Source organism: Streptomyces sp. NBC_01808, from assembly GCF_035917395.1.
Taxonomy (GTDB): Bacteria; Actinomycetota; Actinomycetes; order Streptomycetales; family Streptomycetaceae; genus Streptomyces.
In genome coordinates this window covers 258,123-284,004 of record NZ_CP109072.1, presented here as the reverse complement: position 1 = coordinate 284,004, position 25,882 = coordinate 258,123, and the positions used below count along the sequence as shown (strand labels likewise).

Below are 25,882 nucleotides of genomic sequence, written 5' to 3'. Positions count from 1 at the left end.
CTTTCGCCTCGGCCCACGCACTGACCACTCTGGGCGTGGAGTCCGGTTCCGTACGCTGCCGCCGACCGCAGCGTACGGAACCGTGCGCGCGTGGCCACCAGCGAAGGAACTCGGGGTCAGGCTGCGTTCGCCGTCGCCAGGTGGTCGGCGACCGTGACCTCGGTGGCGGTCGCGGTGCGGACGTCGTCGACGCTTACGCCGGGGGCGAGTTCGTGCAGCAGCAGGCCGCCGTCGGTGACGTCGAGGACGGCGAGGTCGGTGATGATGCGCTGGACCACGTTCCGGCCGGTGAGCGGCAGGGTGCACTCGTCGACGAGCTTGGGGGAGCCGTCACGGGCGGTGTGTTCCATGAGGACGATCACACGGCCGGCGCCGTGCACCAGGTCCATGGCTCCGCCCATGCCCTTGACCATCTTCCCGGGGATGAGCCAGTTCGCCAGGTCGCCGCGGGCGGAGACCTGCATGGCGCCGAGCACGGCGACATCGATGTGACCGCCCCGGATCATTCCGAAGGATTGGGCGGAGTCGAAGAAAGCGGCTCCGGGGGCGACCGTGACGGTCTCCTTGCCCGCGTTGATCAGGTCGGGGTGGACGTCGTCATCGCCCGGGTAGGGGCCGACGCCCAGGATTCCGTTCTCGGACTGCAGGACCACCTCCACGCCACGGGGGAGATGGTCGGGGATGAGGGTGGGCAGTCCGATGCCGAGGTTCGCGTACGCGCCGTCGGGCAGGTCCCTGGCGGCGCGGGCGGCCATCTGCTCCCTGGTCAGCGGCATGTCAGTGCGCTCCTTCCGCTACGGGGCGCACCGTGCGCCGTTCGATGTGCTTCTCCGCCCGGGCGTCGCCGGCGGACACCGGCACGACTCGCTGGATGAACACGCCTGGCAGGTGGACGCTGTCCGCAGAGATCTCTCCCGGATCGACCAGTTGTTCCACTTCGGCGATGGCCACCTTGCCGGCCATCGCGGCGAGGGGGTTGAAGTTTCGGGCCGCAGCGTGGAAGACGAGGTTGCCGTGCCGGTCCCCGACGGCCGCCCGGACCAGGGCGAAGTCGCAGGTGATGGCCTCTTCCAGCAGGTATTCGCGATCGTTGAAGGTGCGGGTCTCCTTCGGCGGTGCGGCCACCGCCACCGTGCCGTCCGCGTGATGCCGCCAGGCCAGGCCGCCCTCGGCGACCGGGGTACCGACCCCGGCGGGGGTGTAGAAGGCCGGGATGCCGCAGCCGCCGGCCCGCAGCCGTTCGGCCAGAGTGCCCTGCGGCACCAGCTCCACCTCGAGTTCACCGCTGAGGTACTGGCGAGCGAACTCCTTGTTTTCGCCCACGTAGGAGCTGGTCATCCGGCTGATCAGCCGTTCACGCAACAGCAGGCCGAGGCCCCGGTCGTCCACACCGCAGTTGTTGGACACCACCGCCAAGTCGCCGATTTGCGGCTCCAGCAGCCCGTGGATCAGCGCACTCGGGATACCGCACAGCCCGAACCCGCCCACGGCCAGCGAGGCTCCGTGCGGAATGTCCGCGACGGCCTCGACCGCGTCTCCGACCACCTTGTCCAGACCCATGCGCACAACCCCTTCGGTGTGGGAACCGGGAGGCGGCGGGCTGGGTTCACCGCCGCGACCGGACCGAGGCTAGGAAGGGCGTGGCGGCACAGGCCATGGCGTGCGATGCCATAGCTGACGACCGTGCTGTGGTTGCGGCACACATGGGCTCCTTCGCCGTGTGTCCTTAACGTTTCCGGGCATGACAAGCGCACTCACCCCTCCGCCGGCGCCGGCCCGCAGCCTGACCGGCCGCACCGCCCTGGTCACCGGCGGCGGCAGCGGCATCGGCCGGGCCTGCGTAACAGCGCTGGCCGCCGCCGGCGCGTACGTGCACGTGGCGGACGTCGACGCAGAGGCGGCCAAGGCGGCCGCCGAGGCCGCCGATGGCACCGCTCACGTGGTCGACCTGGCCGACGCCGACGCCGACGCCCTCGACTGCCTGCCGACCGCGGTCGACATCGTGGTCAACAACGCCGGGCTGCAGCACGTGGCCGCCCTCCACGAGTTCCCGCCGGAGCAGTTCACGCGGATCCAGCAGGTCATGGTCACCGCGCCGTTCCTGCTGATCCGTCGCTCGCTGCCGTACATGTACGGCCAGGGCTGGGGACGGATCGTCAACATCTCCAGCGTCCACGGCCTGCGTGCCAGCGCCTACAAGGCCGCCTACGTCGCCGCCAAGCACGCGCTGGAGGGGCTGAGTAAGGTGACCGCCCTGGAAGCCGCCGAGCACGGTGTGACCAGCAACTGCATCAACCCGGGCTACGTCCGTACGCCCCTGGTGGAGCAGCAGATCACCGCCCAGGCCGCGGCGCACGCGATCCCCCAGGAGAGCGTGATCTCCGACGTGCTGCTCAAGCGGTCCGCGATCAAGCGGCTGATCGCCCCCGAAGATGTCGCCGGCGCTGCCGTGTGGCTATGCGGGCCGCACGCGGCCTTCGTCACCGGTGCGTCGCTGCCGCTGGACGGCGGCTGGACCGCCGGCTGACCACCGCACCCATCCCGCCCTCGCTATCCGCTCGCGAATACTGGAGACCTCATGGACTCGACTCCCCGGAAGGATGGCATCGGGCGCGTCGTCACGGCCAGTCTCATCGGCACCACCATCGAGTGGTACGACTTCTTCCTCTACACCTCGGCCGCCGCGCTGGTGTTCAACACCCTGTTCTTCCCCACCAGCGACCCGCTGGTGGGAACGCTGCTGTCGTTCATCACCTACGCCATCGGGTTCGCCGCCCGGCCGCTCGGCGGTGTCGTCTTCGGACACTTCGGGGACCGGATCGGACGCAAGAAGCTGCTGGTGATCAGCCTGCTGATCATGGGCGGATCCACCTTCGCGATGGGGCTGCTCCCCACCTACGACACCATCGGCGTCGGCGCACCGATCCTGCTGACGCTGCTGCGCCTGATCCAGGGCTTCGCCCTGGGCGGCGAGTGGGGTGGCGCCGTGCTGCTGGTCTCCGAGCACGGCGACGACCGGCACCGCGGCTACTGGGCCTCCTGGCCGCAAGCCGGTGCCCCCGGCGGCAACATGCTGGCTACCGGCGTGCTGGCGCTGCTCGCCGCGTTCCAGTCCGATGCCGCCTTCGACGCCTGGGGCTGGCGCATCCCCTTCCTGCTTTCCGGCGTGCTTGTCGTCATCGGCCTGTGGATCCGTATCTCGGTCTCCGAGTCCCCCGTCTTCCTCCAGGCACAGGCACAGGCACGGGCCGCCCAGCGCGCCAAGGCCGGCGCCGGCGTGGAGGAGCAGCCGCCCGTCGTCGAGGTCTTCCGCACGAGCTGGCGCAGCGTGCTCACCGCCATCGGTACCCGCTTGGGAGAGAACGTCTCGTACTACATCATCACCGCCTTCGTCCTGGTCTACATCACCGTCCACCTGGACCTGCCCAAGGGCTACGCGCTGAACGCCGTGCTCATCGGCTCCGCGGTGCACTTCGTGACCACCCCGGCCTGGGGCGCGCTGTCGGACCGTATCGGCCGCCGCGCCGTCACCCTCATCGGCTCCGTCGGCATGGCCGGCTGGGCGTTCGCGTTCTTCGCGCTGCTGGACACCAAGTCGTTCGCCGCCATCACCCTCGCGGTGACCTGCGGACTGGTGCTGCACGGTGCGATGTACGGGCCGCAGGCCGCGTTCATCTCCGAGATGTTCGAGACCGAAGTCCGCTACTCCGGCGCCTCGATGGGATCCCAGCTCGCCTCCATCGTCGGCGGCGCCCTGGCCCCCATCGTGGCCGTGGAACTGCTCAAGGACTTCGACTCGTCGGTGCCCGTCTCGATCTACCTCTGCGCCATGGTGCTGATCACCTCGGTGGTCGTCCTCTTCGCCGGTGAGACGCGCGGGCGCAGCCTCGCCGGCGAGCATCCGACGGCGGACGATGCCACCCGGCGGGAGGTCACGACCGCCGCGAGGTGACGAACGCGGAGAGGCCCGGCCCGGGGCCCGGACCGGGCCCCGCCCCCCACCGAGGAGACGCACCCGTATGCTCCCTCCCGTGACCGGCACAGACAAAGGTGTGGTGTCCGGCCTCCGGCAGCTCTTCGACCTCCTGGTCCGCGACGCCCCGGCCGAGGACTACACCCAGCCCGCCACCTGCGCCAGAAGCGCCGGCGCCGACGGCGCTGCGCTGCAGGCGCTGGACGAGGCCACCCAGGCCGCTCTGCACATCCGCGGAATCCTCCGTCAGCACCGCAAGCGTGAGGCGGAGCTGACCGCACTCTTCGACACCGCCGGCGACCTCGCGACGCTGCGGGACCTGGACGGGGTGCTGCGCGCCATCGTCCGGCGCGCCAAGATGCTGCTGGGCACCGACGTCACGTACCTCTCCCTCAACAACGAGGAAGCCGGCGACACCTACATGCGGGTCACGGAAGGTTCGGTCTCGGCCGCCTTCCAGCAACTGCGCCTGGGGATGGGGGAGGGGCTCGGCGGCCTCGTCGCCCAGACCGCCCGTCCTTATGTCACCGACAACTACCCGCAGGACCCCCGCTTCCGGCACACCTCGGCGATCGACGGGGCCACCGGCGAGGAGGGGCTGCACGCCATCCTCGGCGTCCCCCTCCGTCTCGGCCCCCGGGTCATCGGCGTCCTGTACGCCGCGGACCGCACCGCCCGGTCCTTCGCCCAGGACGAAGTCGCCCTGCTGTCCTCGCTGGCCGACCACGCGGCCATCGCCATCGACAGCGCCCGGCTGCTGGAGGAGACCCAGAGCGCGCTCGCGGAGCTCAATCAGGCGAACGACATCATCCAGGCGCACAGCGACGCCCTGCGCCGCTCGGAGGACGCGCACGACCGCCTCACCGACCTGGTGCTGCGCGGCGGCGACATCGCCGAGGTCGCCGCTGCCATCGGCGAGGTCCTCCGCGGTGGCACTCTCGTCCACGACGCCGACGGCATCGAACTTGCCCGCGCCGCCCACACCGACTCCCTGCCGCCGCACCCCGACGCCGTCGCCACCTCCCGCTCCACCGGCCGCGCCGTCGCCCACGACGGCACCTGGGTCTGCGCCGCTCTCGCCGGACCCGAACTGCTCGGCAGCATCACCCTCACCGGCCGTACCGACCTCGACGACGCCGGACGGCGCCTCTTCGAGCGCGCCGGTGTGGTCACCGCCTTGCTGCTCCTGCTGCGCCGGTCCGTCGCTGAGGCGGAGGACCGCATCCGCGGCGACCTCCTCGGCGAGCTGCTCAGGCCGCACGGCGACCCGGCCGGCCTCGCCTCCCGCGCCCGCCGGCTCGGCATCCAGCTTGGCCGGCCGCACACCGTGCTGATCGCCCACAGCGACGCTGTCCCCCGCCAGCAGCTCCTGACTGCTGCCGCCCGCAGCGCCCGCCGCCGCAACGGCCTGGCCGGCCTGCACCACGACCACGTGGTCCTGATCGCCCCGACCACCACTCCCGGTCCCACCGCCCGGGCCCTCGCACGCGAGCTGACCCAGGCCACGGCCGCCCCGACCACCGTCGCCGCCGGCGGACCCGCCGCCGGATCCCCGGCACTGCCCGCCGCGCACGCCGAGGCCGAACGCTGCCTGGCCGCCCTCGAAGCCCTCGGCCGCACCGGGGAAGGCGTCGCCCTCGACGACCTCGGCTTCCTCGGCATACTCCTCGGTGACAACGCCGACCTGGACGGCTACATCCGCTCCGCCCTCGGCCCGGTCCTCGACTACGACGCGAGGCGCGGCACCGACTTGGTGCACACCCTCCAGGTCTACTTCGCCTGCGGCATGAGCCAGGCCAGAGCCAAGGAGGTCCTGCACCTCCACGTCAACACCGTCGTCCAGCGACTGGACCGCATCGGACGGCTCCTCGGCCCCGACTGGCAGCACCCTGACCGGTCCCTGGAACTCCAGCTCGCCCTCCGGCTGCACCGCGCGTCACCGGCGAACCGCCGATCGGACTGAGGGCTCAGGACTGAGACTGGAGCTGCGAGGGCGAAGGGGGCGGCGGGGCACCGGCCCATCGCCAGTGGAAATACCCTGTCAGGTCTGGCCGCTCGTGTACGTCTGCACCACGAAGCGGCCGGAATCGGTCCTCCCGTCGGGAGAGGGTGGGGCGCGGTCGTCTGCCGGGGGCCAGGCCCGCATCGAAGACTCAACCGCACGCTAGCCACGCGCCGCTGCCGGGCCAGTGGCCCAGACCCACACTCTTGAAGTCCGGGCGTGTGGCCCGCTCTGTCCGGCGGATATCGACACAACGAGCCGGTCGAGTCGGACTCCTCCAGCGCGGGCGCATACGACTGCGGCAACAGGGGCCTTCCGATACTCGGTTGGATGTGCGTGCCAGAGCTACCGCGGGGCCCAGTTCTCGTACCGGCGCCGCCGGAAGATCGCCCCAGCGGGGAGAGTGCTCCGAATTAGCATCTCCGGTTCGGCGGGTCAACGGATCTGTGGCCGGTTGGTGGCAAACGGACTGTGGAAGTCCGCGCCATGTCGACGACGCCGCCTCCCTCCTACGGTGTGTGGATCTTCGACCTTCGCCCACCGTTCGGAGTGGTGGCCGAGGGCCGGGGTGCGGGACCGGGACGGTCCCATTCCCCCCACTAGGAGGTCTCCTGTGCAAGCCCATGGAATGCCGCCGGAAACGAAGCGGCGGGCGCGCCACGCGATCGACCGGCGGTTCGGACTGTTCGGGCTGCTCGCGATCGCTGCGGCACTGGCCGCGGTCGCGACGCTGGTTTCTCCGTCGTCCCACGCGAGTGCCGCTGTCAGCCTGGAGAAGGTCTCCAACTTCGGAAGCAATCCGGGCGCGTTGAACATGTACGTGTACAAGCCGTCGTCGGCGCCCGAGAAGGCACCGGTCGTGGTGGCACTGCACGGGTGCACCCAGGACGCTCAAGGGTACGCCGACCACTCCGGCCTGCCCGAGATGGCCGACAAGCACGGCTTCATCGTGGTCTTCGGTGAGCAGACGTCGTCGAACAATCTCAACAAGTGCTTCAACTGGTTCCAGTCCGCCGACATCAAGCACGGTCAGGGCGAAGCGGCGTCGATCGCGCAGATGGTTGAGCACGCGGGCTCGGCCTACGGCGCGGATACCGGCAAGGCGTATGTCACCGGGCTGTCGGCGGGTGGCGCCATGACCTCGGTGATGCTCGCGGCCTACCCGGACGTGTTCAAGGCCGGTGCCGTGGTGGCCGGGCTGCCTTACGACTGCAGCACCGGCTCGTCCCCGTACACATGCATGAGCCCCGGAGTCGACAAGACGCCGGACGAGTGGGCGCAGCGGGTCCACGACGGCTACCCCGGTTACTCGGGCACCTACCCGCGCATCGCGATCTGGCACGGCGACAACGACACCACGGTCGTGCCGAAGAACGCCGATGAGCTGCGGGACCAGTGGACCGCGGTGCACGGCCTGGGCCAGACTCCGGACAAGACCGGCAGCATCGGGCCGAACGGCACCAAGCAGGAGCAGTACCTTGCCGGGGACGGCAGCGTGGCCGTAGAGGTCGACAAGGTGCCCGGCATCAACCACGGCACGCCTGTGGACCCGGGCAGCGGCGAGCAGCAGTGCGGGCAGGCGGGGGCCTACTTCCTGGACTCCATCTGCTCCAGCCACTTCATCACCGATTTCTTCGGGCTGCAGGGTAGCTGAGCTGGACAAGCGTCGTTCGCGGGCGCCACAGCGGGACTGTCCGCCGTGGCGCCCGCACCCGTGCCGGCACACCGGGGACGCGCGGATCTGTGTTCTGCCCATCCACGTGAACACGGTGCAGGGCCCGGCGCGTGTCACCCAACTCCTCGGGCGTCGGCTGCCGGTCTCGGACCGGCCCTGGAACCTCAGCCGGCGATGCGCCCGCACGGGATCACTGCCGTGCAGGAAGGCCGGTACCTCGCGGGAGCACTCCCGTTACGTGGGACGCAGACACTCTCCGGGCGGCAGGAATGGCGTGCGTCCACATATCGGCACCGGAGGCCCACTTCTATCGTTGCCGACACCATTCAGCCAGAGAAACAGACTTACCGGGAGCCGCTCATATGGTTGCCGCCGCCCGCCTCCGGGGGCGGCTCTGCAGGTTCGCGATCGGCGGTGCCGCCGCCCTCGGCGGCGCCCTCGGTGGCCTGTACTTCGGCTCCGCCGACCCCGGCCAGGGGACCTCACTGCTGATCTTCGCGTTCGTGGTGGTGGTGATGGGTGGCATGGGCTCCCTCGGCGGCACCATGCTCGCCTCCGTCGCCGTCGGGCTGGTCCAGCAGTTCGCCAACTACTACACCGCCGCCGGGCTCGGCGACCTGGCCGTCGTCGTTCTGCTCGCCGTGCTGCTGCTGGTCCAGCCGCGCGGCCTCACAGGGAGGCTTGCCTGACCACCGCCACGAAAGCCGAGACCAGCGCCACCGCCGCCGCCCCCGCCGGGACAGCCCCACCACAGCCGCTACACCCGCTGGTGGCCCGCGCTCGCCCTTGCCGCACTGCTGGCCGCACCACACAGCGCGCTCCCGCTGCCCGGCCTGCTGCCGGGAGCGATCGGCAGCCCCGGCAGCCTGCAACTGATCGCCCTATGCCTGATCTTCGGCGCCCTGGCCACCGGCTACGACCTCCTCCTCGGCCGTACCGGGCTGCTCTCCTTCGGCCATGCGCTGTACTTCGCCGCCGGCACCTACGCCACCGCTGTGATCACGAATGAGGCAGGGCTGAGCTTCGCTGTGGCGGCTCCGCTGGCGCTGGGATCCGGGGTGGCGCTCGCCGCCGTGCTCGGCTCGGTCAGCCTACGGGTGAGCGGTATCGGCTTCTCCATGGTTACCCTCGCCTTCGCCATGGCCGGCTCCCTTCTGGTCGAGCGCGATCCCGGCGGCTTCACCGGTGGCGAAGAGGGCCTGTCCGCCCCCCCCCCCCCCCCGCCGACCTGCTGCCCGCCGCCCCGTCCGGTGTGGACAACACCCCCCACCTGTAGTGGATCGCTCTCGGCTACGCGCTCCTCACCCTCGCTGTCGTCCACTGGGCGGTCCGTTCCCCCACAGGACGCGTCTGGGAAGGCATCAGGGAGAACGAACGCCGGGTGGAGGTGCTGGGCCTGTGCACCTACGGATTCAAGCTGGTCGCCGCTGATCGGCGGTGCCACCCCGCAGATCACCACGTCCGAATTCACGTTGTCGCTCCATGGGCGCCTTCGTCTCCGCCGCCACTGCCGCCCGCCACCCGGACCTGTTCTCCTCCGTCCTGCTGGTGGACGGCGGCATCGGCTTCCCGGTCCCACAGGACGCGGATCCGGACGAGCTGCTCACCGCCGTCATCGGATCGGCCATGCAGCGGCTCGCTCGCGCCGAGAGCCCGATCCGCAGGGCTGGGCGCTGGAGCCGACGGCGCGGGACGACACGCGCCCCGGTGTCATAGCCTCCAGATTTGTGTCTTTTGTCTATAATGTCCAGTTGTAAGCGTCGGTGTGCGCGTGGCGCGGTCACCGGGTTTCGCCCAGCGCAGCGTGGTACTCCTGCGCTGGGACCGACACCGGAGCGCCCCGGGAGGCGGCATATGGAACACCGGATCACTCTTCTGGTGGACGGCACCGAGAGGGCCGTGACGGTCGACTCGCGCACCACGCTGCTCGACGCGCTGCGTGAGCGTCTGGGGGTGACCTCCCCGAAGAAGGGCTGCGACCACGGCCAGTGCGGTGCCTGCACAGTGCTGCTGGAGGGCCGCAGACAGCTCAGCTGCCTGACCTTTGCCGTCGCGCACGACGGTGACCAGGTGGTCACCGCCGAGGGTCTCGGCGAGGTACGTGGCGACGGTGGACTGCACCCGGTGCAGCGGGCGTTCATCGAGCGGGACGGCTTCCAGTGCGGCTACTGCACACCCGGCCAGGTCTGCTCCGCCGTCGGCATGCTCGACGAGGTGGAGGCCGGCCACCCCAGCCACGTCACCCAGGACCTGACGCCGCCCGGCGCGCCGAACTCGCCGGTATCGCTCGACGACGAGGAGATCCGTGAGCGGATGAGCGGCAATCTGTGCCGGTGCGGGGCGTACGTGAACATCGTCGCCGCGCTGCGCGAGACCGCGACGGCATCGCGGGGGGCGTCGTGATCCCCTTCGAGTACCGCCGGGCCGCCGACGCCGAGGAGGCGGTCGCCACCGTCGCCGCCCGCCCGGACGCCGTGTTCCTCGGCGGCGGCACCAACCTGGTCGACCACATGAAGCTGGGTGTCGCCGCACCGCACATGCTCGTCGACGTGTCGCGGCTGCCTCTCACGGAGGTGGAGGAGACGCCCGGCGGCGGGCTGCGCGTCGGGGCGGCGGTGCGCAACAGCGACCTGGCCGCCCACCCCCTCGTGCGGCAGCGGTTCCCGGCGCTGGCCCGGGCGCTGCTCTCCGGCGCCTCCGGGCAGCTGCGCAACGCTGCCACCACCGGCGGGAACCTGCTGCAGCGCACCCGCTGCCGCTACTTCCAGGACGTCACCACACCGTGCAACAAGCGCGAGCCCGGCTCCGGCTGCGCCGCGATCGGCGGCTGGGACCGTCACCACGCGGTGCTCGGGGCCTCCGAGCACTGCATCGCTGTGCACCCCTCCGACATGGCGGTGGGCCTCCTCGCCCTGGACGCGGCGGTGCATGTGCTCGGCGCGGACGGCGCCCGTACGCTGCCGCTCGCCGATCTGCACCGGCTGCCTGAAGACGCCCCGGAGCGGGACACGGTGCTGGCGCACGGTGAGCTGATCACCGCCGTCGAGCTGCCGCCGGCGAGCGGCATGACGCGGCGGTCGGCGTACCGCAAGGTTCGAGAGCGCGCCAGCTACGCGTTCGCGCTGGTGTCGGTCGCCGCCGCGCTGGACCTGGACGACGACAACAGTGTCGTACGGGACGCGCGGATCGCGCTCGGCGGCGTCGCCCACAAGCCGTGGCGCGCCGAGCGGGCGGAGGACGTGCTGCGCGGCGCGCCCGCGACGGAGGAGTCCTTCCGCCGGGCCGCCGACGCCGAGTTGGCCGCCGCCGAGGTACGGGACGGCAACGGGTACAAGGTGCCGCTGGCCCGCAACACCATGGTCGCGGTCCTGCGCGATCTCACGGAGGCAAGGCGATGACCACACTCCGCCCCCGGGCCGTCGGCACTCCGCTGCAGCGCCTGGACGGCCCGGCCAAGGTGACCGGGACCGCCCGCTACGCGTTCGAGCATCCCGTCGAAGACCCGCTTTACGTCCACCCCCTGCAGGCAACCGTCGCCCGCGGCCGGATCACCGGCGTGGACACCGAGGCGGCCGCGGCCTGTCAGGGCGTCGCGGCCGTGCTCACCCACAGCGACGCGCCCCGGCTCGAGGAGACCGGCGACGAGGAGCTGGCAGTGCTGCAGTCCGGCCGCATCGCCTTCCGCGGCCAGCTCGTGGGCGCGGTGATCGCCGAGGATGTGGAGACCGCCCGGCACGCGGCGTCCCTGGTGCGGATCGCATACGAGGATGAGCGACCCGATGTCGAACTACGTGCCGACCGCGACGATCTGTACGCCCCGGAGACCGTCAACCCCTTCTTCGCCACCGACACCGAGGAAGGCGACGTCGACGCGGCGATGGACCGGGCCCCGGTCACCGTCGACGTCACCTACACGACGCCGATGGAGCACAACAACCCGATGGAGCCGCACACCACGGTCGCCGTGTGGCAGCCGGACTCCGCGGTGCGATTGCTGCTCTACGCCTCCACGCAGGGCGTGCACCCCGTACGCACCACCCTCGCCCCGCTGTTCGGGCTGGAGGCCGATCAGGTGCGGGTGATCTCTCCGCACGTCGGCGGCGGGTTCGGATCGAAGGGCATGCCGCACGCGCACGACGTGCTGGCCGCGCTGTGCGCCAGGGCGGTGCCGGGCCGGCCGGTGAAGCTGGCGCTGACCCGCCAGCAGATGTTCACGCTCGCCGGGCACCGCACCCCCACGATCCAGCACCTGCGGCTGGGCTGTGAAACGGACGGCCGGATCACCGCGATCGGCCACGACGTGGTCGAACACACGGCCCGTATCAAGGAGTTCGCCGAGCAGACGGCCACCGGCACCCGGATGATGTACTCCGCGGCCAACCGCCGCACGTCGCACCGACTGGCGGCGCTGGACGTGCCCGTGCCTTCCTGGATGCGGGCACCGGGCGAGTGCCCGGGCCTCTTCGCGCTGGAGTGCGCGATGGACGAACTGGCCGCCGCCTGCGGCCTGGACCCGATCGAGCTGCGGGTACGCAACGACCCGCCGGAGGACCCGGAGACCGGGCGTCCGTGGTCCGGGCGGAAGCTGGTGGAGTGCCTGCGCGAGGGCGCCCGCCGCTTCGGCTGGGACCGGCGCGCCGCCGCTCCCGGCGCCCGCCGCGAGGGACGGGAGCTGGTGGGCCTCGGCGTGGCGTCGGCCACGTACCCGTACTACGCGAGCCAGGGCTCGGAGGCCCTGGTCCGCCACGAGGGCGGGGGTCGCTGGACGGTTCGGATCGGCGCGGCCGACATCGGCACCGGGACCTGGACGACACTCACCCAGATCGCCGCCGACGCGCTGGACGCGACGCCCGACGACGTGACGCTGCACATCGGCGACACCGCACTGCCCCCGGCAACGGTGGCCGGCGGCTCCTCGGGCCTCGCGTCCTGGGGCTCGACGGTGGTCGCGGCCGTCCGCGCCTTCCGCGAGCAGCACGGCGACGACCCGGCGCCGGGCGCCGAGTCCCGCGCCGGCACGCCGGAGAACCCGGACCAGAAGAAGTACGCGCTGCACTCCTTCGGCGCGCAATTCGCCGAGGTACGGGTCGACGTCGACACCGGCGAGATCCGCGTGCCGCGGATGCTCGGGGTCTTCTCCGCGGGCCGCATCGTCAACCCGCGCACCGCCCGCTCCCAGTTCCTCGGCGGCATGACCATGGGTCTGTCGATGGCGCTGCACGAGCACACCGTGCTGGACCCGCGCACCGGGCACGTGGTGAACGACGACCTCGCCGATTACCACATCGCCGCGCACGCGGACGTCTGCGACATGGACGCGGTCTGGCTGGACGAGGAGGACCCGCACAGCAACCCGATGGGCACGCGTGGCATCGGCGAGATCGGGATCGTGGGATCGCCATCGGCCGTGATCAACGCGGTGTTCAACGCGTCCGGCGTGCGCGTACGGGACCTGCCGGCGACCCCGGACAAGCTGTTGGAGGGCCTGGACGCACTGCGCGGATGATGTCTCGCCGGTATCGAGGGCTGCCGACCTTCGATGACCGGACTCATCGTTGGGGGTAGGCCCCGAAGCCGAACTTCCGCAGCGACTTGTCGCGGGGGAAGCCTGCCGCCTGCGTCACCATCCGTGGCATCCGCCGCCCATCAAGCTCATCGCGAGTCGGCGAGAAGGAGGGCTTGGCAGTGGCAACGGTTGGATGGGGCGGCAGCCTGGCCGACTACCGCTGAGGCACGCGCCACTTCTGCTTCATCGCGCGCCTCAGAGCAACCGCAACAGCCATGCGGCGACATCACCGCCGCGCTTCATGATCGGTCGGCTATCGCCGTGGCTGGCGGGGCCAGTTCCGGGTGGTCAGCACCAGCAGGTAACCGTCGGGGTCCTGGACTGTCACGCCCCAGGTTTCCCAGTACGGGTTGTGAGCGGGTACCCGTTTGCCACCGTGCTGTTCCAGCCGTTCCACCAGGCTGTCGGGCACCGGTTCGCCGAGGTAGATCACCAGCAGGTCCTCAACGGTGGGTCGCGGATCGACGGGGGCGGCCGGGTCGTGGACGAGTTCGAGGTGCCAGGCGGCTTCGGGCCAGCCGACCATGAGGAGTGAATGCTGGCCGGGAGTGCCGTCCGCCGTGTGCCGGTACTGGATGTCGAGACCGAGACCAGAGATCCAGAAACGTTCCGCCGCCTCAAGGTCGCGCGACGGGCGGGCGATGCGTAGGTGAGCTGTGGCGTCAGCCGGCAAATCGGTGCCTCCTGATCGATGTGGCCCGCCTGGACCCGGCGGTGTCACGGAGCCTAGGGACCAGGGGACCGTCCGCCCATAGGGCTTTGGTCCTCGTACTCCAGTCGTAGATCGTATTGCTGCTGGTCAGGGCTGAGTTTCTGAGTGTGTGCGGCGGACGGGCAGGCAGTGACGGGGAGTTCGTGACCTCGGGTGCGGCGGTGGCGGCGGCAGGCCGCGGGCGGTGACGATGCCGAAGCCCGCACCTCGCAGGGCGGTCGTCAGCAGGACGGGGAGCAGGTGGTCGCTGAGGGCTTGCGGGAGGGCGGGCAGACCGAGCAGGAGAGCCCCGAGGCCGAGGGTGCGGGTCCACCCGATCTTGCGCAGGGCCGTTCTGACGCACAGTTGCGCCAGGACGGTGGCGGCCATCAGGACCGCGGTGACCTCGGCGGTATCTGCCGGGGGAGAGGCCGAAGTGGCGTTTGAGCGCGGCGGCGAAGGCGGACTCGGAGGCGTAGCCGACACGGGTGGCCACGGCATCGAGCCGGGCGGCCGGGTCGGCCTCCAGCAACCGGGCCGCAAGGTTCATCCGCCACCACGTCAGGTACGTCAACGGCGGCTGCCTGACGAGGGTGGTGAAGCGGCGGGAGAGCGTGGCCCGCGACATCCGCGCTGTGTCGGCCAGTTCCTGCACTGTCCAGGGGTGGGCGGGGTCGTCGTGGATGGCGTTCAGGGCGGCGCTGAGGCCGGGGTCCGAGGGCCGCGCCCCAACTGGCGGCCGTATCGGTGTCCTGCCGTTCCTCGAACCAGACGCGCAGACTGCACAGGAGCAGCATGTCGAGCAACGCTGCTACGAGCGCGTCCGTGCCCGGCCGCCGTCGGCTGTCGAGTTCGGCGCCGAGCATGTCCACTGCTGCCCGCAACTCGGGATGCCGGCCCAGGCGGGCGGGGATATGGATCGTCGCGGGCAGTTCGCGCAGCAGCGGGTGCAACGGGTGCGGGGCGAGCCGGTAACCGCCGCACAGGGTGACGGCGTGGGGCGGGTGGCCGGAGTCGCGCGCGGGCGGATCCGGACTGTCGCCCCGGCCCACAGGACACCGGGTCGCCGGGACGTCCCCCGGGCGCTCGGCCAGGGGTGTGTCCGCGCTGTCGACCAGGGCGTATCCGTTGCCGTGCGGAGAGAACACCAAGTCGCCGGGGTCCAGCCGGACCGGAGGGGCTTCGTCCTCGACGAGCCAACACGAGCCCTGCAGTACGACATTGGCGGGATCTACGACGCGGCCGCCGACCACGACCACTACCTGACGACGGGCCCGCTCGACGAGTGGTTCGACGCGGTGGTGCACGTACGCACCATCACGCCGACGAACCTGCTGTCCCAGCGGCCCCGATGACACGCAACACCCGCGACCAGGAGCACACCATGCACACGACCGTGGCCGTCGTCGGCGGCGGATACGGAGGCATCACCGCCGCCAAGACGCTCGACGCCTTCACCGACGTGATCCTCATCGACCCCCGCGACGCCTTCGTCCACAACGTCGCCGCACTGCGAAGTCTGGTGGACCCGCGATGGACGGACCGGCTGTTCTTCCCTTACGACAGGCTGCTCAGCCGGGGCACGTTCCTGAGGGACGAGGCGGTCCGGGTGGACGAGTCATCCGTCACCCTGGCCTCCGGTACCCGGGTCGACGCCGACCACATCGTCCTGGCCACCGGATCGGCCTACCCCTTCCCGGCCAAGCCCCGTTCCGTCGACAGCGACGCCGCCAGGCGCGCCTACCGCACCACCCACCACGACCTGGAAAGCGCAGACTCCGTCCTCCTGCTCGGCGCCGGTCCCGTGGGCCTCGAATAGCGGACGCCGATCTCCCGGCCCGGCCAGGCCGTCGTGATCCTCTCCCCGCGGTCACCGTCATTGGTCACGGTGAACTCCTGCCCGGTGGACGGGTCCTGGAAGGAGACGACCACGGGTATCCCGTCGCGCGCCGAGCCGCCGTGTCTGGGCTCGCGCGCCCGCTCGATCCGTCCCATGACCCTCACCGCCCGCTGGGCCGGGGTCATCCCGGCCAGCGACCGGGCGTAACCGACCAGCGCGATGGTGCCGAACGCCCCGCACCACAGCGCCAGATACCCATGCGGGCCCATGAGACTCCTCTTCTTCGGTGAGACGCGGACGGCGCGACGTCCGTCACTGCGCCGGGGTACGCCGCACCACCTTGCCCTGCGCGTCCGCCTCCAGCGTTGCGGTTCCCTCGGCACCCGTCACCACGACCCTGATGGTGAGGGAGCCGGTGAGGCGTTCGACGGTGAGCTGCCAGGTTTGCGGGGAACCGGTACCCAGGCCGGCCCTCGCCTGATCGACCAGGGCGGGGAAGCGGTCGTACGGCAGGGAGTCCGGGTCGAACGCCGGGGCCTGCGAGCCGGTCGGTGCGTACACGACCGACAGCAGCCGCTCCTGCACGACGACGGTGAGCGCCGCGCGCGCGTCCGTGTCCTCGGTGAGCGAGCCGACGGCCTTACGCAGCTCGCCCTGGTCGAGGAACGATTGGTTCGGGCCCAGGGTGACCGTGCCGGAGGCCGACGTCACCGTGGTCGACGACGAGGGGGAAGAGGGAGGGGAGGAGACCGGCGGCTCGGCGGAGGAGGGCGGGGCCGCGGCGGTTCCCTGGTCGAAGAGGTCGGCGCGGAAGAGCAGGACCACGCCGGCCGCGGCGAGCAGCAGGCCGAGCAGCGCGACGAGGCCGACGGCACCGCCGTAGGAGGGCTCGCCCACCAGCACCGGCCCCGGCACCGAATCGAGACGGGCGCCGGCCGCCCGCTCCTCCCACTCCGGTGTCGGCCGCTTCACGATCCGCACCCGCCACGGCCGGTCCGGCGGGTACTGGACCACCACGACGCCGCCCGGCCGGTAGTCGGGCAGGTCCGCGAGGTTGATGTCCTGCCTGAACGCGACGCGGTACGCCGGCGCGTCGTCCGGCGCGACCGTCAGGTCGAACCGCACCGCCACGTCGCTCGTCGCCTCACCCCCGACGGCCTGCAGACTCTCGACCGCCGCGAGTGCGGTGCGCGGTGCGACCGCGGCCTCCCGGGCACGCCTCGGCGCACCGGCGAGGAGGAAGAGCAGGCCGTAGACCACGGGCAGTCCCACACCCGCGACACACAACGGCACGCTCCCGATGACGCAGCCGACGACGAACGCGGCGAGCGACGCCCCGATCACACCGCCCGTGAGTAAGCCCAGGGCGAGGGTCACGGGGGTGTTGCGCGTGGGCGGCGCGCCCGTGGGTGATCGTCATAGCGTGAGTATGCCGGGCTCGGGTGACGGTCGGTTGGTCTCCATGTGTCTGCCTCCGGGGTTGCCGGGAAAGACCCCGCGCGGGGCGTTCGGCGGCCCCGCGCCGGGCGTCCTGGTCTGGTGCCCGGCAGGGACCGCGCCTCCTAGTTCCTCGTGGTCGAAGCCTCTTCGCGGACGCGTCCCTGACATCGCCGGTCCGGTGCGGGCGGGATGGGGCCGTGCGGTTTCCGGCCTCACTTGAGGCCCGAGTGGGCCAGGCCCTCGACGAACTGGCGCTGGGCGATGACGAAGACGAGCAGGACGGGCAGGACGGTCATGGTGGCCGCCGCCAGTTGGGTGTTCCACATCTCGCCGCCGTAGGCGTCGGTGAACCGGGTGAGTGCCTGCGGCAGCGTGAACAGCTCCGGCGAGGTGAGGTAGACGGTGGGTTCCAGGTAGAGGTTCCACGAGGTGAGGAAGGTCAGGATCGCGACCGCGGACAACGCCGGCCTGGCCAGCGGCAGGAAGATCCGCCACCAGATCGCGGGGCGGCCGAGGCCGTCCAGCCGGCCGGCCTCCTCCAGTTCGGCAGGAAGCGCGATGAAGAACTGCCGCATGACGAAGGTGGCCAGCACGCACGGTCCAGCCAGCGCGGTGACCAGGATCAGCGGCCAGTGCGTGTTGATCAGCCCGGCCCGTTTGAACATCTGGAACAGGGGCACGATCGTCACCTCGCTGGGCACCAGGAGGCCGGCCAGGACCACCAGGAAGAGGGCGTTCGCGCCGGGGAAGCGGATCCGGGCGAAGGCGTACCCGGCGAGGCTGGAGACCAGCAGCGTGATCAGGGTGACCAGGACGGCGATGTACACGCTGTTCGCGTACTGCCGCGCGAACGGCTGGAAGCTGAACGCCTCGGTGTACGCGGACAGCGTGGGGTCGGCGGTCCACAGTGACGGCGGGGCCTTGAATATCTCGGGCAGCGGCTTCACCGAAGCCGCCACCATCCAGATGCTCGGCACCACGAACGGGATCGCCAGGACGCCCAGCGCCGTCACCAGAAGCGCCCGCCGGAGGACGGATCTCGGCCTACTGCTCATGGAACACCCACTTCCGGCGTAGCTGCCATTGCAGCAGGGTCAGCAGCATGACGAAGGACAGCAGCATCAGAGCGAGCGTCGAACCGTAGCCGATGTGGTTGAACTCGAAGGCTTGCTGGAAGACGTAGTACACGAGCACGGTGGTGCTCAACTCCGGGCCCCCACTGGTCAGGACGGCGATCTGCGCGAACGCCTGCAAGGCCCCGACGATGGTGATGACCGAGGTCAGCAGCACCGTGGGTGAGATGAGCGGCAGGGTGATCCGGGTGAAGGTCACCCTGTTCCCCGCGCCGTCGATCCGGGCGGCTTCATACAGGTGCCTCGGCACTCCCTGCAAGGCGGCCAGGAAGAGCACCATGTTGACGCCGACGCTGCGGATCACCTGCGTGATGATCACCGACAGCATGGCGGTGTCGCCGCGCTGGAGCCAGTTCGGCCCCTCGATGCCTATCGCGCCGAGAAGACCGTTGACACCGCCGTTGTCCTGGAGCAGGAAGCCCCAGACCAGGGTCCACGCCACCACGGAGACGACTACCGGGGAGAAGAACAGGGTGCGGAAGAACGTCGCTCCACGGAACCGCCGGTTCAGGAGTACGGCGAGCAGCAGACCCAGGCTGATGTTCAGGACCACGACCCCGCCGCAGAAGACGGCGGTCGCCGACAGCACCGACGGCAGTTGCGGGTCGGAGGCCATGGCTGTGTAGTTGTCGGCTCCGACGAAGGTCTGCTTGCCGGTGAAGACGTTCCAGTCGTGCAGGCTGTACCAGATCGCCAGTCCGACCGGGATCAGCACGAACAGCACGACCCCGGCGAGCTGCGGCGTGATGAACAGGTAGCCGGCAAGTAGGTCTCTGCGCCGGGTCGTCCAGAAGGGTGGTCCGGAGGTGTCCCGGGTGGCGGGGGCCCTGGTGGAGGGGACCCGGGCTGCTGTCGGCGGCCTGGATGCGTTCGGTGTTTTCGTGAGGCCGGCCATGGTCACTTGGCCAGGATCGGTTCGATCGCGGCGCAGACCGATTCCAGCACGGCGGGGACGTCGGCGTCGGCCTTCCACATCGCGTCCAGCGCGGTCTTGCCCTTCTGGGCGATCTCGGCCGGACTGGTGTGGTTGGGCAGAGTGACGGCGTTCGGGAGCTGGTCGACCACGGCCTCCTGCAGTTGCGCGGCGGTCAGCACCTTGTTGTCGGCGGCGAGCTTCGCGCCGGTGAGCAGGGATGTCCGCGGCGGCGGGAAGTACCGCGCAAGCTTCTCCGAGTTCGCCGGATTCGTCAGGTAGGCGAGGAAGTCCGTTGCCTGCTCCTTGTGCTTGCCGGCGGCCAGCACGCCCACGCCGGCCTGGCCGATGACGGCCTGCCGGCCGGCCGGGCCGGCGGGCAGGGGGTGCAGGCGAACGCGAACTTGTCCGTGAGCAGCGAAGAGCGGGAGACCTGGGCCACCGTGAAGGCGGCGTCACCGGCGAAGAAGTCGGCCGTCGTACCGGGGCCGGGCATGGCGTCGGTCCTGAACGCGGCGTCGTGCAGGAAGGTGAACGCCTGCTGCATCTCGGGGCTGGTGAAGGTGCAGGTCTTGCCGTCCGGGCTCCACGCGGCGGCGCCGAAGCCGGCCCATACCGTGGCCAGCACGTTCCACGACTTGTAGTCGAAGTCCCGGACGACGAAACCGGCCTTTCCGGTGGCCGCGTGGACTGCCGCGCCGGCGGCGGCGACCTTCTCCCAGGTCAGGGTCTTCGGGTCGATCTTCTGTCCGGCCTCCGCCAGCAGGTCGGTGTTCACATACAGCGCGAACGGCGAGGTCGAGAACGGGTAGGCGTACAGCGTGCCGTCCCGGCTGAACTCCTTGGTCGCGCTCTCCTCCAGGTCGTCGTACCGCCAGCCGTCGGTCGCCTTGAGTGTGTCGGTGAGGCCGACCAGCGCGTCGGAGGCGATCAGGTCCTTCGACAGGTCGCCCATCCAGGCCAGGTCGGGAGCGTTGCCGCCGGCGATCTGGGTGGTCAGGGTGGTGTTGTAGTCCTCGAAGGGCAGGCTCTCGAACGTGATCGAGGAGACCTCGGGGTGCTTGGCGCGGTACGCCGCCGCGATCGTGTCGAACAGCTTGAGCTGCTCCTGATCGGAGGTCCAGACCGTCATCCGCAGCTTCACGTCCGTGGCGTCGTCCGCCCCGGAACCGTCGGTGGAGGCGCCGCAGGCGGCCGTCAGCGCCAGCGCCGTCGTCAGCGCAACCGCGCCGAACAGCTTTCTCGCTCTGTTCATGGTGTGGGTCCTTAGTGCTCTCGGCGCGCGCTGCGCCTCGGGTTGGCTAGTAGCCGGCTATGTGCGGCCAGTGGAGTTCGATCCCGGCCGCGGTCAACCTGCCCTGGAGCCGGTCGACGAGGTGCTCGTCGACCGCGACCTGCTGCGGGCTCAGGCCGAGATCGAGGCAGTACGCGACGAGCTCGCCGGCCGATTCACCGACGTTCCACTCGACCGGATGCAGCCGGTAGGCGCCGTTGGTGATGTGGGTGGTGCCGATGTTCTTGGCGGCCGGCACCAGGTTCTGGGTGGCCACCGGGACCAGCGCTCCGAGCGGTATCTCGAACGGCGCGCACTCGACGTCGATGTAGTTGTCGCCACCGGTGGAGGGATGCAGATCGATCCGGTACATCCCCACCCCGACCGAGCCGCTGAACCGGGCCGGTCCGGTGACTCCGCGGGCTTTGACCGAGATGTCCTGCTCGCGCACGGTAGTGAGTGCCTTGATCCGCCGGGATTCGCGGATGTACGGCGCCTGCGCGAACCCGTCGGCGGTGCCGACCAGGTCGCCACGCAGGCGCAGTCCGGGCCAGCCGCGGCCACCGTCCGGGCGAGGCGCTTCGGTCTGCAGCCAGTACACATAGGCGCGGGACTGTGCCTTCGCGGCGTCCAGGTGGCGCTGCCGGTCGTCGGTGTCGATGATCGAGCCGCTGACGTAGTCCAGTTGCGGCCAGTTGGCCAGCACGATGTCGCTGTCGTAGAAGCCGTCGGTGAAGTTCTGCCGGGCGGCGATCCGCCGGAACTGCCACAGATCCTGGTCGCCGGCGTCGAATCGGGGGTCCCCGGTGGCGTCGCCGGCCGGGTTGACGTTCATGGTCCGTTCCTCCGGCACGAGGGTCCGTGGGTTCGGTGCGGTGAAGGACAGCATCGGCGCACCCCAGAACGGCAGTTCGAACGAGCGCCAGAAGTCGTAGTCGTCCGGCCGGGCGATGGTGTGATCGCCGGCGGCGTGATCGAAGACGAAACACCACGCGATCGACTGCACGTTGCCCGGATCGGCGACCTCGGGAGCGGTCGGCTCACCGGTGTCGGACCGCCCCTCGGCCCCGACGACGTACTCGGTATCGGTCAGGGGCAGCAGGTCGCCGGTCTCGGTCCCGTCCAGGACGTACTCGGCGGTGATCACGGTCTCGGCTCCGGTCCGCGGGTCCGCGACGGTGACGGTGCGGACCGTCGCCTGGCTCACCTCCGCGGCGACGGGCACCGCGGGTTGCAGGACGGTGAGCCGCCCGCTCGACCGGTACGGCGCGAGCAGAGCGGTGATCACCGCGTTCGCCACCACCGGTTCGTGGCACAGCCTGCTCACCCGGCCACGGCCCGGGTTGAGTTCCCGGTCGGCGCGGGCGGACGCTGTCAGCGGGTAGTGATCGCGGTAGTAGCGACGGATGCCCTCCCGCAGCGCGCGGTATCGCGCGGTGACGCCGAACTGTTCCACCCAGATGTGCTCGTCGGGCGGAACGGCCTGTGAGGTGAGTTGCCCGCCGAGCCAGGCGTATTCCTCGGTCATCACCACGCGGCGGCCCCGCTGCAGCAACGCCAGAGCCGCGGCGACGGAGCCGAGTCCACCGCCGATGATCGCCACCTCAGCGGTGAGCCTGCCGGTCATGACGGCGCGTCCGTCCGCACGACGATCGTGTCCCCCGGCTCGACCTCGGCGACCAGCAGCCGCTCCCGGTCCAGACCGGCCCACTCTTGCGGGTCCGTGGTGATCAGGAGCTGCAGGAGATCGAGTGCCTCGACCGCGAGTTGTTGCCGGGGGACGTGGAAGCCGGCCAGTACCCGGCCCTCCACGCGATGGCCGCGTACCTCGCCGAGGGCGGCGATCGAGATCTCGTCCGGTACGGCGACCCCGGCGCCGAACAGCGCGTGTGCGACGTCCTCGGCCAAGAACGCGTCTTCCGCGATGATCAACGTGGCGCCGGTCACCCGGGCCAGCCGGGGCAGTTCGGCGATTCTCTCCTCGCCCACCAGCAGGAAGGCCAGCCTGCCTGCCGCCGAGGCGGTTTCGACGGCGCCGCGCCGGTCCCGCGCGGTCGGCGTGTCCCGGCCGCGGTGGACATACAGCGCCTGCTGGTGTCCGCCGACCGCGGCCTGATCGATCACTGCGTTGGTCGGGGTGATGTAGTCGATGGCCACGTACGGCACCGCGGCAGCGGTCTCGTCCCGGCGGCCGATCGCGACGAACGGGAACTGCTCGGCGACCAGCCGTTCCAGCTCGGACGCGACCATCTGCTGACCGAGCAGGACGCATCCGTCGGTCAGCCGCAGCCGCGTCTTGCGATGGAAGAGGCTCCGCGTGCCGTTCTCGACCGGCGAGGAGGTGAAGAACAGCAGGTCCCAGCCGATGTGCTCGGCTGCTCGCTCGATCCCGTTCAGCAGCGGGCCGTAGAAGTCCATGCTCTCGGGAGACAACGCGGCCTCGTAGGTGAAGACGCCGATGATCTGGTTGTCCAGACCGGCGAGCCGGCGGGCCGCGGGGTCGGCTACGTAGGTGAGTTGCTCGATGGCCTGCTTGACCCGCTCCCGGGTGGCCTCGGGGACCCGCACGTTCGAGCCGTCGCGGCCGTTCAGCACCACCGACACCGTGGTCTGACTGACGCCCGCCAACTCGGCGATCTCGCGCTGGGTGACGCGGCGAGGTCTCGGCGACATCGATCCTCCATCTGATAATGCCTATCTTCACTTGCAGGTGATGACCGTATGGCAAGAGGGCGCGCCAGGGCAAGCATCTGTTGACACCGGGGTAGCGGCCTGGAAACGTGTCGTTCACGGAATTGAAGATAGGCATTATCAGCGTGCGCCTCCGGGGCGCTGGACAGGAGCGGATGATGACCCCCGAGACCTTCTCCCGGCCCACCCTTGATCGCCGCGGCTTCCTCGGCGCGGCCCTGGCGGCCGGCGTCGTACTCGTCGCGGAGCCGGCCCCGATCGCGGCGCACGCCGCGGCCGGCGACGTCACCCTGACCGCCGGCGGCATCAGCCTGCTGGCCAGTCCTGGGGGCAGACTCGCCATCCGTGACGCCGCCGGCGTCACCCGGTCAGCCGGGTCGAAGTTCCAGGTCAAGGACAGTGTCACCGGCATCCACGTGTCCACGGGCGGCACCCCGGCCCTGAGCGCGCTCCCGGACGGGACACCGGCGATCCGGATGGACTACACCTTCGACGCAGCCGCCGGCCCGACCACCGTCACCGGCTGGTTCACCGTCGGCACCTCCCGCGCCGGGCTGGAGTGGCGCATCACCGGGGCCGACACCCTGGTCCCGGACGGCTTCCTGTTCAGCCGGGCGATCCAGGCGCCGACAGCACCCGACGACTACGTCGCGATCACCGAATGGGTCCGCGACGCGGGCGGAGGCATCCCGTACGAGGACACCCTCGGCGTCGCCCACACCTCTGCCTGGGGAACCGCGCTGCACGGCCTGTTCCTGCTTGACCGGTCCCGCCAGGCGTGGACGAACGCGACCTGGGTGCACGCGCCGGGCGTCGCCGACCCGGCCGGCGGCTGGACCAGCCGGGCCGACTTCTTCTTCTCCGAGACCCGTCCGTCGGCCACCGCCACCATCGGCCGGGGCCGTGACCTCGGCCTCGAACTCACCACCGACCGCGACTTCAACCTGTACGAGTCGGCCGGCGAGCAGATGGAGCTCACCGCTCTGGTGGCCAACGGCGGCGCGGCCACCTCGGTCGACCTGGAACTGTGGGTGCGCAGCTTCGACGGCGCACTGCTGGCCGCCACGACCGCGACGGGCAGCGTCGCCGCAGCCGGCACCTGGCAGCACACCTTCACCCTGACCGCACCTGCCGGGGGGATCGCACTGGCTGAAGTGGTGGCCCGGTCGGGGGACGACGAGGCGTTCGCCCGGACCAATCTCGCGGTACTGCCGCCGTACGACTACCGGGCGGGCGCGGACAGCATGTTCGCGATCGCCAACTACCCGTGGCTGCAGCGGCCGAGCGCCGACGCCGTGCTGGACCTCTGGCAGCGCGTCGGCATCGGTCTGGTCCGGATCGCATACGACGGCGGCCCAGGGCTGCCGCCCGCCGCCTTCGACGTCCGCGGCATGCGGCACAACATCGAACTTCAGCCGTCGCTGGAGGTGACCGACGCGGAAGCGGCCGCCTGGGCCGCGGACAAACTGGCGGTGGCGGTCGGTGCCGGCGCCGGCTACTTCGAGGTCGGCAACGAGCTGAACAGGCCGTTCAACACCGGCGAAGCCGCGCAACGCTACCTGGACAAGGCGCTGCGGCCGGTCTTCGACCGGCGAGCGGCCACCGGCGAGGTCGTCAAGCTGATGAACAACGGGCTGGCCGGCATGGACAAGCCGTGGGTGGAGAACTTCATCGCCGGGGGTGGCTGGGACCTGATCGATGCCTTCGCCTACCACCCGGGACGCGGCAACTTCACCCCGGACTACGTACCGCCGGGCGACGACTGGAGCGCCGGCGGCAATGGCACCTACTGGAACTTCTACGGTGGCCTGCGGCAACTGAAGGCGCTCATGGCCGAGCACGGCGAGAAGGAGATCTGGCTGACCGAGGCATACGCGCCGACCAAGCCCAACAGCTGGTGGCACGACACCTACCGGCACGCCGCGGAGAACGTGCTGCTCACCTTCGCACTGGCCAAGGCCGAGGGGATCCGGTGCGTGTGCTGGTACCAGTTCCACGACAGCGTGCTCGGCATGCCCCAGGTCGCCGACCCGGACAACGCCGAGTACCACTACGGCCTGATGAACCGCGACCTCAGCCCGAAGCCGTCGCTGCTGGCGTACGCGACCGCGGCCCGCACACTCGACCAGGCCACCTTCCGGGGCCGGCTGGCCTTCGCCGACCCGCAGACGTTCGGCCTCTGGTTCGACACACCCGCAGGACCCGCGGTCGTCCTGTGGAACCGGGCCGACGGCTACCTGCTGAACACCGTCGGCCGGCGCACCGACTGGCACTTCCCCGCCCCCGAAGTGTGGATCGACCCCTGGCCGACGAAGACCCCGGTCGTGGTCGCCGCTTCGACCGCCGTACGGCAGGTGGACACGATCGGCCAGGTCCGGCAGATCCCGGTCACCAACGGCAGGGTGACGCTGACGCTGGACGGCGCACCGCGGATCTACTACGGCCTCATCCCGCGCACGGACAGCCGAGGCAACCACACCCTGGCGGGCGCCCGCCCGGGACGTCCCAAGGGACCGAGGACCGACGATCGTCGCTGACGCCCCGGGTCCCAGCACACGGCGGAGGGCCGCAGGTCGAAGCCCTCCGCTCGACGGCGGAGCAACCCGCGCGGCTGCCTCGGGGCCCATATGGCTTCTCCACTGCCGATTGAAACGCATCAATCCCTGGGCTTGCCAACTTGGCTTC

The 25,882-nt window shown here is 70.6% G+C and carries 21 protein-coding genes and 6 pseudogenes; 13 read left to right on the top strand and 14 right to left on the bottom strand.

Annotated elements, in window-relative coordinates:
* Nucleotides 1–116 precede the first annotated feature (116 nt).
* On the bottom strand, nucleotides 117–776 hold the full coding sequence (locus OG946_RS01180) for a 3-oxoacid CoA-transferase subunit B (protein WP_326794279.1): 660 nt from the start codon (nucleotides 774–776) through the stop codon (nucleotides 117–119).
* A 1-nt stretch (nucleotide 777) separates the two neighbouring features.
* The gene (locus OG946_RS01175) at nucleotides 778–1,560 is read right to left on the bottom strand and encodes a CoA transferase subunit A (RefSeq protein ID WP_326794278.1); all 783 of its coding nucleotides are present in this window, start codon (nucleotides 1,558–1,560) and stop codon (nucleotides 778–780) included.
* A gap of 181 nt (nucleotides 1,561–1,741) precedes the next feature.
* Between OG946_RS01175 and OG946_RS01170 the strand changes: the two genes are divergently transcribed.
* From OG946_RS01170 to OG946_RS01125, 10 genes and pseudogenes are all read left to right on the top strand, one after another.
* Nucleotides 1,742–2,527: a 3-hydroxybutyrate dehydrogenase gene (locus tag OG946_RS01170; protein ID WP_326794277.1), complete on the top strand. Its 786-nt coding sequence runs from the start codon at nucleotides 1,742–1,744 to the stop codon at nucleotides 2,525–2,527.
* A gap of 51 nt (nucleotides 2,528–2,578) precedes the next feature.
* Nucleotides 2,579–3,952, top strand: coding sequence for an MFS transporter (locus OG946_RS01165; RefSeq protein WP_326794276.1), 1,374 nt, complete (start codon nucleotides 2,579–2,581; stop codon nucleotides 3,950–3,952).
* A 67-nt stretch (nucleotides 3,953–4,019) separates the two neighbouring features.
* A complete protein-coding gene (locus OG946_RS01160; RefSeq protein WP_442814251.1) occupies nucleotides 4,020–5,936 on the top strand; it encodes a helix-turn-helix domain-containing protein in 1,917 nt (638 codons plus the stop codon).
* Nucleotides 5,937–6,588: 652 nt separating this feature from the next.
* On the top strand, nucleotides 6,589–7,629 hold the full coding sequence (locus tag OG946_RS01155) for an extracellular catalytic domain type 1 short-chain-length polyhydroxyalkanoate depolymerase (protein ID WP_326794274.1): 1,041 nt from the start codon (nucleotides 6,589–6,591) through the stop codon (nucleotides 7,627–7,629).
* 422 nt (nucleotides 7,630–8,051) lie between these two features.
* Nucleotides 8,052–8,339: pseudogene (locus OG946_RS01150) on the top strand (ABC transporter permease subunit); the annotation flags it as partial.
* Between the two features lie 105 nt (nucleotides 8,340–8,444).
* A pseudogene (locus tag OG946_RS01145) lies at nucleotides 8,445–9,131 on the top strand (branched-chain amino acid ABC transporter permease); the annotation flags it as partial.
* Nucleotides 9,130–9,291 (top strand): annotated as a pseudogene (locus OG946_RS01140) (alpha/beta hydrolase); the annotation flags it as partial. The pseudogenes OG946_RS01145 and OG946_RS01140, both read left to right, overlap by 2 nt.
* Before the next feature lie 213 nt (nucleotides 9,292–9,504).
* Nucleotides 9,505–10,053 (top strand): 2Fe-2S iron-sulfur cluster-binding protein, encoded by a 549-nt coding sequence (locus tag OG946_RS01135; RefSeq protein ID WP_326794273.1) that lies wholly within the window; start codon nucleotides 9,505–9,507, stop codon nucleotides 10,051–10,053.
* Complete coding sequence (locus OG946_RS01130; RefSeq protein ID WP_326794272.1) at nucleotides 10,050–11,048, top strand: FAD binding domain-containing protein; 999 nt, start codon at nucleotides 10,050–10,052, stop codon at nucleotides 11,046–11,048. The genes OG946_RS01135 and OG946_RS01130 overlap by 4 nt, the downstream gene beginning before the upstream one ends.
* On the top strand, nucleotides 11,045–13,156 hold the full coding sequence (locus tag OG946_RS01125; protein ID WP_326794271.1) for a xanthine dehydrogenase family protein molybdopterin-binding subunit: 2,112 nt from the start codon (nucleotides 11,045–11,047) through the stop codon (nucleotides 13,154–13,156). Before OG946_RS01130 ends, OG946_RS01125 begins: the two co-directional genes overlap by 4 nt.
* A gap of 313 nt (nucleotides 13,157–13,469) precedes the next feature.
* On the opposite strand, the gene OG946_RS01120 is transcribed toward OG946_RS01125, so the two are convergent.
* From OG946_RS01120 to OG946_RS36005, 4 genes and pseudogenes are all read right to left on the bottom strand, one after another.
* Nucleotides 13,470–13,889: a VOC family protein gene (locus OG946_RS01120; RefSeq protein ID WP_326794270.1), complete on the bottom strand. Its 420-nt coding sequence runs from the start codon at nucleotides 13,887–13,889 to the stop codon at nucleotides 13,470–13,472.
* A gap of 126 nt (nucleotides 13,890–14,015) precedes the next feature.
* A complete protein-coding gene (locus OG946_RS01115) occupies nucleotides 14,016–14,297 on the bottom strand; it encodes a hypothetical protein (RefSeq protein ID WP_326794269.1) in 282 nt (93 codons plus the stop codon).
* A gap of 76 nt (nucleotides 14,298–14,373) precedes the next feature.
* A pseudogene (locus OG946_RS36010) lies at nucleotides 14,374–14,535 on the bottom strand (helix-turn-helix domain-containing protein); the annotation flags it as partial.
* A gap of 193 nt (nucleotides 14,536–14,728) precedes the next feature.
* Nucleotides 14,729–15,073, bottom strand: a pseudogene (locus OG946_RS36005) (cupin domain-containing protein); the annotation flags it as partial.
* Between OG946_RS36005 and OG946_RS01110 the strand changes: the two are divergent.
* Nucleotides 15,041–15,262, top strand: coding sequence for a hypothetical protein (locus OG946_RS01110; protein WP_326794268.1), 222 nt, complete (start codon nucleotides 15,041–15,043; stop codon nucleotides 15,260–15,262). The pseudogene OG946_RS36005 and the gene OG946_RS01110 sit on opposite strands and share 33 nt — an antisense overlap.
* Complete coding sequence (locus OG946_RS01105; RefSeq protein WP_326794267.1) at nucleotides 15,259–15,726, top strand: FAD-dependent oxidoreductase; 468 nt, start codon at nucleotides 15,259–15,261, stop codon at nucleotides 15,724–15,726. The genes OG946_RS01110 and OG946_RS01105 overlap by 4 nt, the downstream gene beginning before the upstream one ends.
* On the opposite strand, the pseudogene OG946_RS01100 reads toward OG946_RS01105, so the two are convergent.
* The 8 genes and pseudogenes from OG946_RS01100 to OG946_RS01065 form a co-directional block, all read right to left on the bottom strand.
* Nucleotides 15,717–16,016 (bottom strand): annotated as a pseudogene (locus OG946_RS01100) (DUF3592 domain-containing protein); the annotation flags it as partial. The gene OG946_RS01105 and the pseudogene OG946_RS01100 overlap by 10 nt on opposite strands.
* Nucleotides 16,017–16,059: 43 nt before the next feature.
* The gene (locus OG946_RS01095) at nucleotides 16,060–17,124 is read right to left on the bottom strand and encodes a DUF3592 domain-containing protein (protein ID WP_326794266.1); all 1,065 of its coding nucleotides are present in this window, start codon (nucleotides 17,122–17,124) and stop codon (nucleotides 16,060–16,062) included.
* A 275-nt stretch (nucleotides 17,125–17,399) separates the two neighbouring features.
* Nucleotides 17,400–18,242, bottom strand: a complete 843-nt coding sequence (locus OG946_RS01090) for a carbohydrate ABC transporter permease (protein WP_326794265.1) — start codon at nucleotides 18,240–18,242, stop codon at nucleotides 17,400–17,402.
* On the bottom strand, nucleotides 18,232–19,215 hold the full coding sequence (locus OG946_RS01085; RefSeq protein WP_442814581.1) for a carbohydrate ABC transporter permease: 984 nt from the start codon (nucleotides 19,213–19,215) through the stop codon (nucleotides 18,232–18,234). The genes OG946_RS01090 and OG946_RS01085 overlap by 11 nt, the downstream gene beginning before the upstream one ends.
* A gap of 2 nt (nucleotides 19,216–19,217) precedes the next feature.
* Nucleotides 19,218–19,568, bottom strand: coding sequence for a hypothetical protein (locus OG946_RS01080; RefSeq protein WP_326794263.1), 351 nt, complete (start codon nucleotides 19,566–19,568; stop codon nucleotides 19,218–19,220).
* The gene (locus OG946_RS01075) at nucleotides 19,508–20,488 is read right to left on the bottom strand and encodes an ABC transporter substrate-binding protein (RefSeq protein ID WP_326794262.1); all 981 of its coding nucleotides are present in this window, start codon (nucleotides 20,486–20,488) and stop codon (nucleotides 19,508–19,510) included. Before OG946_RS01075 ends, OG946_RS01080 begins: the two co-directional genes overlap by 61 nt.
* Before the next feature lie 46 nt (nucleotides 20,489–20,534).
* Nucleotides 20,535–22,133, bottom strand: a complete 1,599-nt coding sequence (locus OG946_RS01070; RefSeq protein WP_326794261.1) for an FAD-dependent oxidoreductase — start codon at nucleotides 22,131–22,133, stop codon at nucleotides 20,535–20,537.
* On the bottom strand, nucleotides 22,130–23,179 hold the full coding sequence (locus tag OG946_RS01065; protein WP_326794260.1) for a LacI family DNA-binding transcriptional regulator: 1,050 nt from the start codon (nucleotides 23,177–23,179) through the stop codon (nucleotides 22,130–22,132). Before OG946_RS01065 ends, OG946_RS01070 begins: the two co-directional genes overlap by 4 nt.
* A gap of 176 nt (nucleotides 23,180–23,355) precedes the next feature.
* On the opposite strand from OG946_RS01065, the gene OG946_RS01060 reads away from it, so the two are divergent.
* On the top strand, nucleotides 23,356–25,734 hold the full coding sequence (locus tag OG946_RS01060; RefSeq protein ID WP_326794259.1) for a hypothetical protein: 2,379 nt from the start codon (nucleotides 23,356–23,358) through the stop codon (nucleotides 25,732–25,734).
* Nucleotides 25,735–25,882 lie beyond the last annotated feature (148 nt).

Coding starts and splice junctions, on each gene's coding strand:
- OG946_RS01165 (WP_326794276.1), top strand. CDS start 2,579: ATGGACTCGACTCCCCGGAAGGATGGCATCGGGCGCGTCGTCACGGCC.
- OG946_RS01175 (WP_326794278.1), bottom strand. CDS start 1,560: ATGGGTCTGGACAAGGTGGTCGGAGACGCGGTCGAGGCCGTCGCGGAC.
- OG946_RS01105 (WP_326794267.1), top strand. CDS start 15,259: ATGACACGCAACACCCGCGACCAGGAGCACACCATGCACACGACCGTG.
- OG946_RS01180 (WP_326794279.1), bottom strand. CDS start 776: ATGCCGCTGACCAGGGAGCAGATGGCCGCCCGCGCCGCCAGGGACCTG.
- OG946_RS01115 (WP_326794269.1), bottom strand. CDS start 14,297: ATGGCCGCCACCGTCCTGGCGCAACTGTGCGTCAGAACGGCCCTGCGC.
- OG946_RS01085 (WP_442814581.1), bottom strand. CDS start 19,215: ATGGCCGGCCTCACGAAAACACCGAACGCATCCAGGCCGCCGACAGCA.
- OG946_RS01075 (WP_326794262.1), bottom strand. CDS start 20,488: ATGAACAGAGCGAGAAAGCTGTTCGGCGCGGTTGCGCTGACGACGGCG.
- OG946_RS01070 (WP_326794261.1), bottom strand. CDS start 22,133: ATGACCGGCAGGCTCACCGCTGAGGTGGCGATCATCGGCGGTGGACTC.
- OG946_RS01060 (WP_326794259.1), top strand. CDS start 23,356: ATGACCCCCGAGACCTTCTCCCGGCCCACCCTTGATCGCCGCGGCTTC.
- OG946_RS01125 (WP_326794271.1), top strand. CDS start 11,045: ATGACCACACTCCGCCCCCGGGCCGTCGGCACTCCGCTGCAGCGCCTG.
- OG946_RS01135 (WP_326794273.1), top strand. CDS start 9,505: ATGGAACACCGGATCACTCTTCTGGTGGACGGCACCGAGAGGGCCGTG.
- OG946_RS01065 (WP_326794260.1), bottom strand. CDS start 23,179: ATGTCGCCGAGACCTCGCCGCGTCACCCAGCGCGAGATCGCCGAGTTG.
- OG946_RS01170 (WP_326794277.1), top strand. CDS start 1,742: ATGACAAGCGCACTCACCCCTCCGCCGGCGCCGGCCCGCAGCCTGACC.
- OG946_RS01160 (WP_442814251.1), top strand. CDS start 4,020: ATGCTCCCTCCCGTGACCGGCACAGACAAAGGTGTGGTGTCCGGCCTC.
- OG946_RS01090 (WP_326794265.1), bottom strand. CDS start 18,242: ATGAGCAGTAGGCCGAGATCCGTCCTCCGGCGGGCGCTTCTGGTGACG.